Origin of the sequence: Sphingobium cupriresistens (genome assembly GCF_004152865.1) — a bacterium.
Classification (GTDB): domain Bacteria; phylum Pseudomonadota; class Alphaproteobacteria; order Sphingomonadales; family Sphingomonadaceae; genus Sphingobium; species Sphingobium cupriresistens.
On sequence record NZ_SEOO01000002.1, the window covers coordinates 127466 to 140043 of the forward strand.

A 12578-nucleotide genomic window follows, 5' to 3' on the forward strand; every position below is an offset into this window, starting at 1 on the left:
GATGAGCAAAGGCCAGCCTGTTCCGTCAGGCTGGCTGCGGCGCCGCGTCCGGCGCCGGCTGCGCCACGATGACGGCCCGCGACGGCGGTGCGCTGCCGACCAGGCGGCGGATCAGCGCGCTCGGCGCGAGCAGGCGGCTGGCGAACAGCAGGATCAGGATCGACAGCGCCAGCGTCACCGTCGCGCGCGCGCCGCTTGCCAGCGCCACCCCCATCACCAGCGGGTGCCAGAGATAGAAGAACAGGCTGTCCCGGCCGACGCGATTGAGCGGGGCGAAGGACAGGCGCAGCGCCGACAATCTGGGCAGCAGCGCAATCAGGCCCAGGCACATCATCAGCCGCGCCGGAACATAGGCCAGCCCGTTGCCGCTGCCCTGCTGGCCCGCCCACCAGACCAAGCCCAATGCCATGACCAGCAACGCGACGCCCAGATAGCGGGTCGGCAACCCCCTTTCCGCCATCAACATGCCAAAGAAGAAATAGACTGGAAAGCGCAGGAAACGGCTGTCAGGCGACAGCAGGCTGACCCCGACCGGCCCATGATCCAGGCCGAAGCCATACATGGTCGCCAGGCTGATCGGCGCACCGATCGCCAGCAGCAGCAGCGGCGGCAAGGGAAGGAGGCGCGTCATCAGGATCAGGAAGAAGAGGACCGGCACATACCAGAGGTGGAAGGGCGGACGCAGCAGCAGGTCCAGCGGGGCGGTCCACGACACGGACCCGCCGCTCACCAGCAGATAGATGATCGACGCGACCAGCCAGGGCAGCAACATACGTTCGCCATAGCGGCCCAGCAGAACGCCAGTCTGTTCGGTGCGGGTGCGGGTGACGTTCAGTAGATAGCCCGATATGCCGATCATCAACGGCATCCGGAAACCTGCGCCGATCCACAGCGCCGGATGCTGCTGATGGGCAAGCTCCATGGCATGGCCGGCCATCACCAAAAGGATCAAGACCCCCTTGAGAAGGTCAATCGACGGATTTTTGCCCATGCTGATAAATCCCGGCCCCTCCCTATTCTGCATCCGCCGTTCTTGCAGACGCCTTAAAAAAAATGGTGAACGGATGATGTGCGGAACGGCTGTCGATGCCTTTTGGTTTTGCGTCGCTCCAGGCAGAATCGGTTCCCACTTTTTGTACGATGCTCTCCTCCCTGAATGTGGAATGAAGGTCCGATTTGCGGTCAATTCCGCAGGAGGATGACATGCAGAAAGCGCGGGCCGTGCGCGCCGCGGACATAGGCGCCTTCGATATCAGTGGTGCCAGATACGCCGGTGACCCAATAATGGGCGCGCGGTTGCGGGCCGGTCAGCGGGGCATTCTCCAGATGGGGTGCGATGTCGCGTACGGCCAGCAACACGATATGATGCAGCGCCAGGAAATTGGGCAGCATCGGTGCGGTCGGGCCGGTTTCGAAGATTAGCGACCCGGTTTCCGCGATCCCCCTGCGCGCAATGGCGAGGACGGCCGCTTCGTCGGGCGCGGCGCTGTCGTGCAGGGTGAAGCCGCCCCAGTCGCAGGCCGTCAGGCGCGGATCGGGGGGCAAGCAGAGCGTGAGCGCTTCACCCTGTCCCGCCAGATAGCGGGCGATGGCGGTGGGCAGGTCCGCCATGGACCCGACGACGTCATGGCTTGCATTGACGCTGGGCAGGGCGAGCCGGGCGAGAAATTCCGCCTCCAGCGTCGCTTCGTTCACCGCCGGACGCTCTGGCGCGACCAGCAGCGCGTCGGCCTCCGCCTGGTCGGGCGACGGTCCTTTCAGCCGGGCGAGGATGGCGTCACGGGCGCTCATGGACGGCGCGCCTTCTTATATTGCGTCATGAAGGTCTGCGCGGCGGGTCTGGGCATGTCGCGATGACGGGTCCAGCCGCCCGCGAGTGGCAGGCTTGCGATCCAACCCTTCTTCCCCAAAAGCCGCATCACCCGCATGGCGATAGTGGTGACCGGCCGATAAAGACTCGGCCGCGTCGCGATCCAGGCCCACAGGCCCAGCCCCGCGCGCATGGAGGTCGGCTCAAGTCCCTCGCGCCAACTCTTGTCGCGCCAGCCCTTGAGCAGGGTCGGTAGCGGGATGCGCACCGGGCATACTTCCTGGCATTTGCCGTTGAGGGTGCAGGCATGGATAAGGTCGCGATTGGGTGCAAGCCCATCCAGCACCGGCGTCAACACCGCGCCCATCGGTCCCGGATAGGTGCCGCCATAAGCATGGCCGCCAATCTGGCGGAAGACGACGCAATGATTCATGCACGCGCCGCAACGAATGCAGCGCAGCATCTCCGCCAGCCCTTCCTCGCGCATTTTCGTGCGCCCATTATCGACCAGCACGATATGCATCGCGTCCGGCCCGTCGCGGTCGCCCGCGCGTTTCGGCCCTGTATAGAAGGTCGTATATTGGGTCAGCGCCGCGCCGGTGGCCGATCGCGCCAGCATCCGCAGCATATGGATGGCGTGCGGCATGGACGGCACGATCTTCTCGATCCCCGCGGTCACGATATGGACGCGCGGCGGCACGAGCGACAATTCGGCATTGCCTTCATTGGTGACGGTGCAGACCGCGCCGCTATCCGCGATCAGGAAATTCGCGCCCGACATGCCGACATCCGCGTTCAGCATCTGCGTGCGCAATTCGCGCCGCGCGCTTTCGGCCATGGCGGCGATCGTCTCTTCCTGATGGGGTGAGCGATGCTTCGCCTTGAACAGCGCCGACACCTGATCGCGCGTCTTGTGCATGGCGGGCCAGATGATGTGCGACGGGCGCTCGTCGGCCAGTTGGATGATATGTTCGGCCAGGTCTGTTTCGACCCGGCCGATCCCGGCCTCGGCCAGCGCATGGGGCAGGCCGATCTCCTCCCCCAGCATCGACTTGGACCGCGCGACGCTCTTCGCGCCCTCCGCCTTGCAGATAGCGATGACGATTGCGCAGGCCTCGTCGGCCGTCCTCGCCCAATGAACCTTGGCCCCTGCCGCGATGGCATTGGCCTCGAACTGTTCCAGATAGGCGCCCAGATGCGCAATCACATGATCCTTGATGGCGGCGGCGCGGCTGCGGGCAGCCTCGAAATCGGGGAAGGCGTCGATGGCGATGCCCCGCTTGGCCTCGGCCGTGCCGGCGGTGCGTTCGACCGCAATCTTCAGGATCGGGTCGGCCAGCGCCGCCTCGGCGCGGTCCGTGAAGCCGCTCATGCCTCTTCCCCGATCGCCGGGCCGTCGCCCATGCCGGCGATCAGTTCGATCGCATGATAGGCGCGCACCTTGCTGCCCCGGCGGTGCAGCTTCCCCGCCATGTTCATCAGGCAGCCCAGGTCGCCCGCCAGCAAAAGGTCAGCGCCCGTAGCATCGATCGCATCCGCCTTCTCACCAACGATGGCGTTGGAAATGGCGGGATATTTGACGCAGAATGCGCCGCCAAAGCCACAACATGTCTCCTCGCCGGCCAAGGGCGCGAAGGTCAGGCCGTCGATGGCCTTGAGCAACCGGCGCGGCTGCGCCTTGATCCCCAGTTCGCGCAGGCCCGAACAACTGTCATGATAGGTCGCCTTGGCGTCCAGCGTCACGCCTTTCGGTTTCCACCCGCAGACCTGATCCAGATAGGCCATGACCTCCCACGTCTTGCCCGCCACCGCCTGCGCGCGCGACAGCCAATGCGCGTCATGTTCGAATATTTCGGGATAATGGCAGCGGATCGTCCCCGCGCAGGAGCCTGACGGGACGATGATCGCCTCATAGGGTTCCAGCGCCACGATCGTCTGCTTCGCCAGCGCGGCGGCATGGTCCCGGTCGCCGCTGTTGAGCGCAGGCTGGCCGCAGCAGGTCTGCCTTTCCGGCACGACCACGTCGCACCCGGCCGCTTCCAGCGCGCGGATCGCGGCAAAGCCGATGCGGGGGCGGATCAGATCGACCAGGCAGGTGACGAACAGGGCGACGGTTCGTGTCATTATTGCAGATTTACATACATGCCGCCATCGACCAGCAGCGCCGCGCCGGTGACATAGGCGGCCATGTCCGACGCCAGGAAGACGATCGGCCCGGCCAGATCCTCCGGCTGCCCCAGGCGGCCCAGCGGCGTGCGCTGCTCCATATATTCGCGCTTCTCGACATCGGCCAGATCATCCTTGTTGATCTCGGTCAGGATGGTGCCGGGCAGCACGCTGTTGCAGCGGATGCCATGCTTGCCAAGAGCAATGGCCGTGGACTGCATCAGCGAATGCACGCCCGCCTTGGTCGGGGTGTAATGCGTCTGATATTCGCCGCCGACCAGCGCGGAAATGGAGGATATGGCCACGATCGACCCGCCATGGCCCTGCTTCACCATCTGCTGGGCGGCCGCCTGCACCATGAAATAGGCGCCATGCAGGTTCACCTTGAAGGTCCGCTCCACCACGTCGACCGGCATGTCGAGGAAAGCATGGAAGGGGCAGATGCCCGCATTGCTGACCATCACATCGACCTTGCCGAACGCCTCCACCGCCTTGGCCACGAAGGCCTGCGCGGTCTGCGGGTCGGCGACGTCGCCCTTCACCGCGATGGCCCGCTGGCCCAGCGCCTCGATCTCCGCCACGCAGCTATGGGCGGGGCCGTCGCTATGGGCATAGTTGATCGCGACATTGGCGCCATGCTGCGCCGCGCCGATCGCGGCGGCGCGGCCGATGCCGGTCGATGCGCCGGTGACGAGGACGGTCTTGCCTTCAAGCAGCTTCATGGGGTGGTGTTCCTTGCTTCAAAGATTTCGGGTCGCAGGCAAATGACAATCCTCCCCTGGAAGGGGAGGTGGCGGGCGCGAAGCGTCCGACGGAGGGGTGTCCCGCTCTCGACGGGGCGACACCCCTCCACCACTTCGTGGTCCCCTTCGGCAGAGTCGCGCGCCTCTGCCGAACCTTGCAGGGGAGGAATATTGCTGTGCTCGCCACCGCTACAAACTAGCGCCGCACGGGGCGGCGGGACGGTTTGACGCCGGGGGTCCATCCCAGGTCGGCGCTGATCTTGTGCGCGGTGGCGCGGACGTCGTCGCTCAGCGCCGCCATCCGGTCGTCGTCCATATATTGCGCGGCGCTCGACAGGCTGATGGCGGCGACGATCGCGCCCGACGCATCGCGGATCGGCGCGGCGACGCAGCGTATCTGGTCTTCATTCTCTTCCAGGTCGAACGCCCGGCCGGCCGCGACATAGCCGCGCATCCGCTCCAGCCACAAAGCGGGATCGGCGTCATGCGTGCCGTTCGCCCGCTCGCTTTCCAGCAGCCGGGCCCAGCTCGATTCGGGATCGTCCAGCATCAGCGCCTTGCCCAGGCCCGTGGAGGTCAGCGGATGGCGATCGCCGATGCGGCTGGAAATCTCGACGCGGCGACGGCCGGGAATCTTGTCGAGATAGAGCGCCTGGTCGCCGTCGAGCCGCCCGAGATGGACGACATCCTCGCTTGCCGTCGCCAGCGCCTCGATATGCGGGCGGGCGATCTGCACCACGTCGGCCTGCGCCTGCGCCAGGAAGCCCAGCTGGAGCAGCTTTGGCCCCAGCTGATAGCCCTCGCGCGGCAGGAACGTCAGGAAGCCGCGATCGACCAGCGCATTGGCAAGGCGATGGGTGGTGGAGCGGGTAAGGCCCATGCGTTCGGACAGGTCGGCAAGCTTGATCGGCCCGTCGATCACCTGGTCGAGCAGGTCGAGGCCGCGGTGCAGGGTCTGCGACCCCGACGCCTTCAACGGCTCGGCCTCCGACTTTTCCTCTCGCTCTCCCGATTCCGGGTTTGACGCATTCTGTCTCATCTACTAATACTCTATCCCACAAAATGAGAAAAACAAGGGTCAAGGAGAGGCCGGACAGGATATTTCCGATCGTGCCACCCTCCCCATTGCCCCTCGTCATGCCCGTTTTGATCATATGTTGGAAGTTTTTGCCCGACCATCCCACATTCTGGGCGGCGGGTCAGGTCCAGGGAGTTTTCGCGTGCCGATCGTGACGTTGCCGAAGATCAAGCATGTCCGCGCCTTCACCGTGCGCGGCGGTGGTGCCGACTATCATGACCAGGGCGAGGGCCACTGGATCGACGACCATATCGCGACGCCGATGTCGAAATATCCCGAATATCGCCAGTCGCGGCAGAGCTTCGGCATCAATGTGCTGGGCACTTTGGTCGTGGAGATCGAGGCGGAGGACGGCACGATCGGCTTCGCCGTGACCACCGGCGGCGAGCCTGCCTGCTACATCGTCGAAAAGCATCTCGCCCGCTTCCTCGAAGGCCGCTCGCCGACCGACTATGAGAAGATCTGGGACCAGATGTATTTCTCGACCCAATATTATGGGCGCAAGGGGCTGGTCATCAACGCCATTTCCGGCGTCGACCTGGCGCTCTGGGACTTGCTGGGCAAGCTGCGGCAGGAGCCGGTCTATCATCTGCTGGGCGGCGCGGTGCGCGACGAACTGCTATTCTACGCCACCGGCGCGCGGCCCGACAAGGCGAAGGAATTCGGCTTCATCGGCGGCAAGATGGCGCTGCACCACGGCCCTGCCGAGGGTGTCGAGGGCCTGAAGAAGAATATCGCCGAACTGGCCGACATGCGCGCGAAGGTGGGCGAGGATTTCTGGCTGATGTGGGATTGCTGGATGGCGCTCGACGTCGATTATGCCACCCGCCTCGCCATCGCCGCGCACGACCTTGGCCTCAAATGGATCGAGGAGGCGATCAGCCCGGACGATTATTGGGGCTATCAACAGCTCAAGCGCAACGTGCCCAAGGGGATGCTGGTCACCACCGGCGAGCATGAGGCGACCCGCTGGGGCTTCCGCATGTTGCTGGAAATGGACTGCTGCGACATCGTCCAGCCCGACGTCGGCTGGTGCGGCGGCGTCACCGAATTGCTGAAGATCAGCGCGCTCGCCGACGCCCATGGCAAGATGGTCGTGCCGCATGGATCGTCGGTCTACAGCTATCATTTCGTCATCACCCGCCACAACTCGCCCTTTGCCGAGTTCCTGATGATGCATCCGGGGCCGACCGAAGTGGTGCCGATGTTCCATCCGCAATTGCTGGGCGAACCCGTGCCGGAAAATGGCCGCCTGAAGGTGAGCGCGCTCGACAAGCCCGGCTTCGGCGTCGACCTCAACCCCGACATCGCGATGCACCGCCCCTATACCCATTGATTGCCGTAAAAGAGAGACTGATCCCATGAAATTCGTTCGTTTCGGCCAGCCTGGCCAGGAAAAGCCCGGCGTCATCGATACCGATGGCAACATCCGCGATCTGTCGGGCGTCGTCCCCGAATTGACCGTCGCAACGCTGGCCGCCGCCAAGGCCGCCGACATCGCATCGCTGCCGGTCGTCGAGGGCGAACCCCGCTACGGCGTGCCGGTCAAGGGCATCGGCAAGATCGTCGCCATCGGTCTCAATTATGAGGATCATGCGATCGAATCGAACCTGCCGATCCCGACCGAGCCGGTCATGTTCATGAAGGCGCTGTCGTCGCTGAACGGCCCGAACGACGAAGTGATGTTGCCCAGGAACAGCACCCATGGCGACTGGGAAGTCGAACTGGGCGTGGTGATCGGCGAAACCTGCCGCTTCGTCAGCGAAGAGGACGCCCTGTCGAAGGTCGCGGGCTACACCCTCGTCAACGACGTATCGGAACGTTTCAACCAGAAGCAGCGTGGCACCCAGTGGAGCAAGGGCAAGGGGCATGACACTTTCTGCCCCGTCGGTCCCTGGCTGGTGACACCCGATGAGGTCGGCGACCCGCAGGATCTGGACATGTATCTCGACGTCAATGGCGAGCGGATGCAGACCGGCAACACGAAGACGATGATCTTCAACGTCGCGCAGTTGATTGCCTATGTCAGCGAATATGTCACCCTCTATCCGGGCGACCTGATGATCACCGGCACCCCGCCGGGCGTGGGCGAGGGCAAGAAGCCCGACGCCATTTATCTGAAGGCCGGCGACGTCATGGAACTGGGCATCGCCAGGCTCGGCACCCAGAAGCAGCAGGTATCGGAATGGCGTCACCTCGGCGACGTGGTGCTCGGATGAGCGTCTATGCCGGCCGTTTCGCAGGCCGCAACGCGATCATCACCGGCGGTGCGTCGGGCCTGGGCAAGCAGGTCGCCGCGCGCATCGTCGCCGAAGGTGGTCAGGTGGCGCTATGGGATCTCAATCCCGATGTGCTCGCGGCCACCAGCGCCGAGATCGGTGCAGCGCATGTCGTGGCGCTCGACGTCAGCGACTATGCCGCCGTCGCCGCCGCCGCGAAGGAAACCGCCGCCGCGCTGGGCAAGGTCGATATCCTCATCTGCTCGGCCGGCATCACCGGCGCGACCGCGACGGTCTGGGACTATCCGGTCGACAGCTTCCAGCGGGTGATCGACATCAACCTCAATGGCCTTTTCTACTGCAACCGGGAAGTCGCGCCCTTCCTGCTCGAAAACGGCTATGGCCGGATCGTCAATCTCGCCTCCGTCGCGGGCAAGGAAGGCAATCCCAACGCCAGCGCCTATAGCGCGAGCAAGGCAGGCGTGATCGGCTTCACCAAGAGCCTTGGGAAAGAACTGGCCGGCAAGGGTGTCATCGCCAACGCGCTGACGCCCGCCACCTTCGAAAGCCCGATCCTGGCCCAACTGCCCCAGAGCCAGGTCGATTATATGCGCTCGAAAATCCCGATGGGCCGTCTGGGCCTGATCGAGGAGTCCGCCGCGATGGTCTGTTTCATGGCCAGCGAGGAATGCAGCTTCACCACCGCGTCCACCTTCGACACATCGGGCGGCCGCACCACCTTCTAATATGCGAAGTTGCGCGGCGCGACTGGTCCCAAGAACCAGCGCGCCGCAAAATCTCTTACTCCGCTCAGCCAACCCGTCGACGGGCTCAGGGCGAACGGACTGTATGTTTCTGGAGAGGATAGCCATGATCCCCTTTGTCGATGCCCATATCCATCTATGGGACCTGCAGCATATCCGCTACGACTGGCTGAGCGCGCCCTTCTCTGACGAGGGGCCGAATGGCAGCGTCGAACCCATCGCCCACGATTATGGCGTCGCCCACTATCGCGCCGACCTTGCCCGCTGGAATGTCGTTGGCGCGGTGCATGTCGATGCCGGCGCGGCGGCGGAGAGCGCCCTGCGCGAAACCCAATGGCTCGACGGTCTGGCGCAAGTCGAAGGCCTGCCCACCGGCCTCGTCGCCTTCGCCGCTTTGCATGATCCCGATGTCGATGCCCTGCTCGCCGCGCAGGCCGCCCACCGCCGCGTCAAGGGCATCCGCCATATCGTCAACTGGCACCGCGATCCCCTGCGCACCTATGGTCCGGTCGACCTGACCGTCGATCCCCAATGGCAGGCGGGCTATGCTCTGCTCGCCAAGCACGACCTGTCCTTCGACCTGCAATGCTATCCGGGGCAGATGCCCGGCCTTGTCCCGCTGATCGCGCGCCATCCCGACATTCCCGTCATCATCAATCATATGGGGATGCCCGTCCTGACCGATCCCGATGGCTTGGCGCACTGGCGCAGGGGCATGAAGGCGCTGGCCGCGCTGCCCCATGTCGCGGTCAAGCTGTCGGGCATGGGCTTCATCCACCGCGACTGGACCCGCGAAAATGTCGAACCGCTGGTGCGCGAAACGATCGACCTGTTCGGCGTCGACCGCTGCGCCTTCGCCAGCGACACGCCGACCGACAAGCTGTTCGCGCCGATCGACCAATATATGGACGCCTATCACGCCATCGTCGCCGATTTCCCCGAAGCCGACCGTCGCGCGCTCTTTGCGGGCAACGCCGACCGCCTTTATCGCCTGGGACTTGACCTATGACCGGAAATCCACTGCTCGGCGTGCTGTTTCATTGGCTGGGCGGCCTGGCCTCGGCCAGCTTCTATGTCCCCTATCGCGGCGTGCGGCGCTGGAACTGGGAGATATTCTGGCTCACCGGCGGTATCTTCTCCTGGGTGATCGCACCCTGGTTCTTCGCATCGATGCAGACCAACGACCTGATGGGCGTGATGCGGCAAGTGCCGTCCTCGGTCGTCGGCTGGTGCGTCTTCTTCGGCTTTTTATGGGGCTTTGGCGGCCTGACCTACGGCCTCACCATGCGCTATCTGGGCCTCTCGCTCGGCATGGCGGTGGTGCTGGGCCTGTGCACCGTCTTTGGCACGCTGATCCCGCCGATCGTCGATGGCAGCTTCATGACGGAGATTGCAGGCACCCTGCACGGCCGGATCGTGTTGCTGGGCCTGGCCGTCACGGTGCTGGGCATCATCGTCGTGGCCATGGCCGGCTCACGCAAGGATGCGGGGTTGTCCACCGAACAAAAGGCCGCCGCCGTCGCCGAATTTGATTTCAGAAAGGGCATCGCCGTCGCCATCTTTTCCGGCATCATGTCCTCCTGCTTCGCCTTCGGCCTGGCGGCGGGACAGCCGGTGAACGCACTCAGCCGCGCGGCAGGAACCGGCCCGCTCTGGGTGGGGCTGCCGACCCTGTGCCTCGTCATGCTCGGCGGCCTCGTCACCAATGCGCTCTGGTGCGGCTGGCTGATCGTGAAAAACAAGTCGGCGGGCCAATGGGTCGGGGCGGCGGACGCATCGGGCCAGCGCCCCGCGCTGCTGCCTAATTTCCTGCTCTGCGCGCTGGCGGGCACCGCCTGGTATTTCCAATTCTTCTTCTACACCATGGGCGAAAGCCAGATGGGCCGCTTCGGCTTCTCCAGCTGGACGCTGCACATGGCGTCCATCATCATCTTCGGGACCTGCTGGGGCTTCGCGTTTCGCGAGTGGAAGGACGCCGCCCCCGCCGTCCGCCGCATGGTGTGGAGCGGGGTCGGCCTGCTGGTCTTCGCCACCCTCATCATCGGCTATGGCAACCGCCTGGCCGTGTGACGGCCCCGGTCCGGCATCAATGCCGCGCGGGCACCGCGTCCGACTGGCGGCGGATCAGCTGATAGTCGAGCTTCACCTTGCCGATGATCCCGTCGGCGCCCTCGTCCTGACTGCGGAATCGCATCGCCAGCAGGCCGATCGCTTCGCGGCTCATGTCGCGGATCGGCTGACGGATGGTGGTCAGCGCAGGCCAGATCGCACTCGCCAGCGGCGTATCGTCAAAGCCGCAGATGCTGATCTCGGCCGGCACGTTGATGCGTCGCTGGTGCGCGACCGTGATCGCGGCGGCGGCCATATCGTCATTGCAGGCGAAGATCGCGGTCGGCCGTGCCTCCAGGCTCATCAGCCGTTCGGCCGCGTCCAGACCTGATCGATAGCTATAGTCGCCCGGCACGATCAGCTGGTCGTCATGCGCCAGCCCATGATGGAGCAGCGCATCGCGAAAGCCCTGCAACCGCCGCGCGCTCGACCGGTGGCGCACATTGCCTTCGATGAAGCCGATCCGCCGATGCCCCAGTTCGATCAGGTGGCGGGTCAGGTCATAGGCGGCATGGCGGTCGTCGGTGCCCACCACCAGCATGTCCGGCCCATCCTGGTCCGGCGCGATCGCGACGATGGCGATGTCGCGCGCGCTCAGCCCGGCGACCAGTTCCGGCCAGTCGCACAGCGGTGGCGGCAGGATCACGCCGGCGACATTGGCATGGGCGACCTGCTCGACGATTTCCTCGGCAAAGGCGCCGGGCGCGCATTGCTCGACCACCAGATGCAGGTGCCGTTGCGGCGCTTCGCCCAGCGCGCCGAGCAGCAGTTCGCCCAGATAGGCCGATGTGGTGGAGTTGCTGTGCAACAGCGCGACGCGCCGGTCGGCGCTCCCGGCCAGCGCGCGGGCGGACGCATTGGGGATATAGCCCAGCTCCTTGACCGCCAGTTCTACCGCCCGCCGCGCCTTGGCGCTGACGAGCGCCTTGCCGTTGACCGCGCGCGACGCGGTCATAACCGAAACGCCCGCGCTGGCGGCGACTTCCTTGATCGTGGGGGGCTTTTTCTTGAGGTCGCTTTTCTGCATCCCCTCTTCTCTAGCCGTTTTTACGGCCAAGGAAAATCGCGGGGATCTAAGGGCGTGTAAAAGCCCGCCGGTCCTGTCGACCGGCGGGCTTTTCAGTCATGCGAAGGCCAGGCGGATCAATATTGGATGGTGACGGTCACCGCGCGGCGATTCTGTGCCCAGCTTGCCTCGTCCGATCCCAGCGCCGCCGGCCGCTCCTTGCCATAGCTGACAGTGGTGATGCGGCCGGGCGCGATGCCCAGTGAGGCGAGATAGTTTTTCGCCGCATTGGCGCGGCGTTCGCCCAGCGCGATATTATAATCGCGGGTGCCGCGTTCGTCGGCATGGCCCTCGATCGTCACGCGCACCGACGGATTCTGCTGCAACCAGGCGGCCTGGCTCTGCAAGGTCGCCTGGTCCTCCATATCGACATCATATTGGTCCAGGCCAAAGAAGATGCGGTCCGAAGACACCGACGCGACGAAATCCTCCTGGCTGCCCTTGACCGGACCGCTGGCGCCGATCGGGCCGCTGGGCGCGGTCGTGCCACCGGTGCCGCCAGGGGCGGGGGGCAATTGGGCCGGCGGCTTTTTCGAACAGGCGGCCAGCGCGATGATGGCGGTCGCCACAACCAAGGTCCGGGACAGTTTCATGGGGGTCTCCTTCGATATTCTCTATGCCGC

13 protein-coding genes are annotated in these 12578 nt (G+C 64.9%); 5 read left to right on the forward strand and 8 right to left on the reverse strand.

All coding sequences use genetic code 11. The annotated features are described in order from the left end of the window. Nucleotides 1-25: 25 nt before the first annotated feature. The 6 genes from EWH12_RS01880 to EWH12_RS01910 form a co-directional block, all read right to left on the reverse strand. Nucleotides 26-991 (reverse strand): acyltransferase family protein, encoded by a 966-nt coding sequence (locus EWH12_RS01880; protein WP_129925520.1) that lies wholly within the window; start codon nucleotides 989-991, stop codon nucleotides 26-28. Between the two features lie 191 nt (nucleotides 992-1182). Beyond that, on the reverse strand, nucleotides 1183-1791 hold the full coding sequence (locus EWH12_RS01885; RefSeq protein ID WP_066607062.1) for a LutC/YkgG family protein: 609 nt from the start codon (nucleotides 1789-1791) through the stop codon (nucleotides 1183-1185). Next, entirely contained in the window at nucleotides 1788-3182 is a 1395-nt protein-coding gene (locus tag EWH12_RS01890; RefSeq protein WP_129925521.1) for a lactate utilization protein B, read from the reverse strand. Before EWH12_RS01890 ends, EWH12_RS01885 begins: the two co-directional genes overlap by 4 nt. Further along, on the reverse strand, nucleotides 3179-3934 hold the full coding sequence (locus EWH12_RS01895) for a (Fe-S)-binding protein (protein ID WP_242495919.1): 756 nt from the start codon (nucleotides 3932-3934) through the stop codon (nucleotides 3179-3181). The genes EWH12_RS01890 and EWH12_RS01895 overlap by 4 nt, the downstream gene beginning before the upstream one ends. Then, on the reverse strand, nucleotides 3934-4698 hold the full coding sequence (locus EWH12_RS01900) for an L-rhamnose 1-dehydrogenase Lra1 (protein WP_129925523.1): 765 nt from the start codon (nucleotides 4696-4698) through the stop codon (nucleotides 3934-3936). The genes EWH12_RS01895 and EWH12_RS01900 overlap by 1 nt, the downstream gene beginning before the upstream one ends. A gap of 217 nt (nucleotides 4699-4915) precedes the next feature. Then, the gene (locus tag EWH12_RS01910) at nucleotides 4916-5758 is read right to left on the reverse strand and encodes an IclR family transcriptional regulator (protein WP_129925525.1); all 843 of its coding nucleotides are present in this window, start codon (nucleotides 5756-5758) and stop codon (nucleotides 4916-4918) included. 190 nt (nucleotides 5759-5948) lie between these two features. On the opposite strand from EWH12_RS01910, the gene rhmD reads away from it, so the two are divergent. The 5 genes from rhmD (at nucleotide 5949) to rhaT (ending at nucleotide 10850) form a co-directional block, all read left to right on the forward strand. Beyond that, on the forward strand, nucleotides 5949-7133 hold the full coding sequence (rhmD, locus tag EWH12_RS01915; RefSeq protein ID WP_129925593.1) for an L-rhamnonate dehydratase: 1185 nt from the start codon (nucleotides 5949-5951) through the stop codon (nucleotides 7131-7133). 25 nt (nucleotides 7134-7158) lie between these two features. Further along, entirely contained in the window at nucleotides 7159-8016 is an 858-nt protein-coding gene (locus tag EWH12_RS01920; protein ID WP_129925526.1) for a 2,4-didehydro-3-deoxy-L-rhamnonate hydrolase, read from the forward strand. Continuing rightward, on the forward strand, nucleotides 8013-8762 hold the full coding sequence (locus EWH12_RS01925) for an SDR family NAD(P)-dependent oxidoreductase (RefSeq protein WP_129925527.1): 750 nt from the start codon (nucleotides 8013-8015) through the stop codon (nucleotides 8760-8762). The genes EWH12_RS01920 and EWH12_RS01925 overlap by 4 nt, the downstream gene beginning before the upstream one ends. A gap of 124 nt (nucleotides 8763-8886) precedes the next feature. Next, nucleotides 8887-9789, forward strand: coding sequence for an amidohydrolase family protein (locus EWH12_RS01930; RefSeq protein WP_129925528.1), 903 nt, complete (start codon nucleotides 8887-8889; stop codon nucleotides 9787-9789). Next, the gene (rhaT, locus tag EWH12_RS01935; protein ID WP_129925529.1) at nucleotides 9786-10850 is read left to right on the forward strand and encodes an L-rhamnose/proton symporter RhaT; all 1065 of its coding nucleotides are present in this window, start codon (nucleotides 9786-9788) and stop codon (nucleotides 10848-10850) included. Before EWH12_RS01930 ends, rhaT begins: the two co-directional genes overlap by 4 nt. Nucleotides 10851-10866: 16 nt before the next feature. Here the strand turns inward: rhaT and EWH12_RS01940 are convergent, their stop codons facing one another. Further along, nucleotides 10867-11916 (reverse strand): LacI family DNA-binding transcriptional regulator, encoded by a 1050-nt coding sequence (locus EWH12_RS01940; RefSeq protein WP_129925530.1) that lies wholly within the window; start codon nucleotides 11914-11916, stop codon nucleotides 10867-10869. Between the two features lie 116 nt (nucleotides 11917-12032). Next, nucleotides 12033-12548: a peptidoglycan-associated lipoprotein Pal gene (gene pal / locus EWH12_RS01945; protein ID WP_066607025.1), complete on the reverse strand. Its 516-nt coding sequence runs from the start codon at nucleotides 12546-12548 to the stop codon at nucleotides 12033-12035. Nucleotides 12549-12578: the final 30 nt, after the last annotated feature.

Excerpts from the sequence above, each read along its gene's own strand:
- EWH12_RS01925 (WP_129925527.1), top strand. The coding sequence starts at position 8,013 with ATGAGCGTCTATGCCGGCCGTTTCGCAGGCCGCAACGCGATCATCACC.
- EWH12_RS01910 (WP_129925525.1), bottom strand. The coding sequence starts at position 5,758 with ATGAGACAGAATGCGTCAAACCCGGAATCGGGAGAGCGAGAGGAAAAG.
- EWH12_RS01880 (WP_129925520.1), bottom strand. The coding sequence starts at position 991 with ATGGGCAAAAATCCGTCGATTGACCTTCTCAAGGGGGTCTTGATCCTT.
- pal (WP_066607025.1), bottom strand. The coding sequence starts at position 12,548 with ATGAAACTGTCCCGGACCTTGGTTGTGGCGACCGCCATCATCGCGCTG.
- EWH12_RS01920 (WP_129925526.1), top strand. The coding sequence starts at position 7,159 with ATGAAATTCGTTCGTTTCGGCCAGCCTGGCCAGGAAAAGCCCGGCGTC.
- EWH12_RS01890 (WP_129925521.1), bottom strand. The coding sequence starts at position 3,182 with ATGAGCGGCTTCACGGACCGCGCCGAGGCGGCGCTGGCCGACCCGATC.
- EWH12_RS01895 (WP_242495919.1), bottom strand. The coding sequence starts at position 3,934 with ATGACACGAACCGTCGCCCTGTTCGTCACCTGCCTGGTCGATCTGATC.
- EWH12_RS01940 (WP_129925530.1), bottom strand. The coding sequence starts at position 11,916 with ATGCAGAAAAGCGACCTCAAGAAAAAGCCCCCCACGATCAAGGAAGTC.
- rhaT (WP_129925529.1), top strand. The coding sequence starts at position 9,786 with ATGACCGGAAATCCACTGCTCGGCGTGCTGTTTCATTGGCTGGGCGGC.
- EWH12_RS01900 (WP_129925523.1), bottom strand. The coding sequence starts at position 4,698 with ATGAAGCTGCTTGAAGGCAAGACCGTCCTCGTCACCGGCGCATCGACC.
- EWH12_RS01930 (WP_129925528.1), top strand. The coding sequence starts at position 8,887 with ATGATCCCCTTTGTCGATGCCCATATCCATCTATGGGACCTGCAGCAT.
- EWH12_RS01885 (WP_066607062.1), bottom strand. The coding sequence starts at position 1,791 with ATGAGCGCCCGTGACGCCATCCTCGCCCGGCTGAAAGGACCGTCGCCC.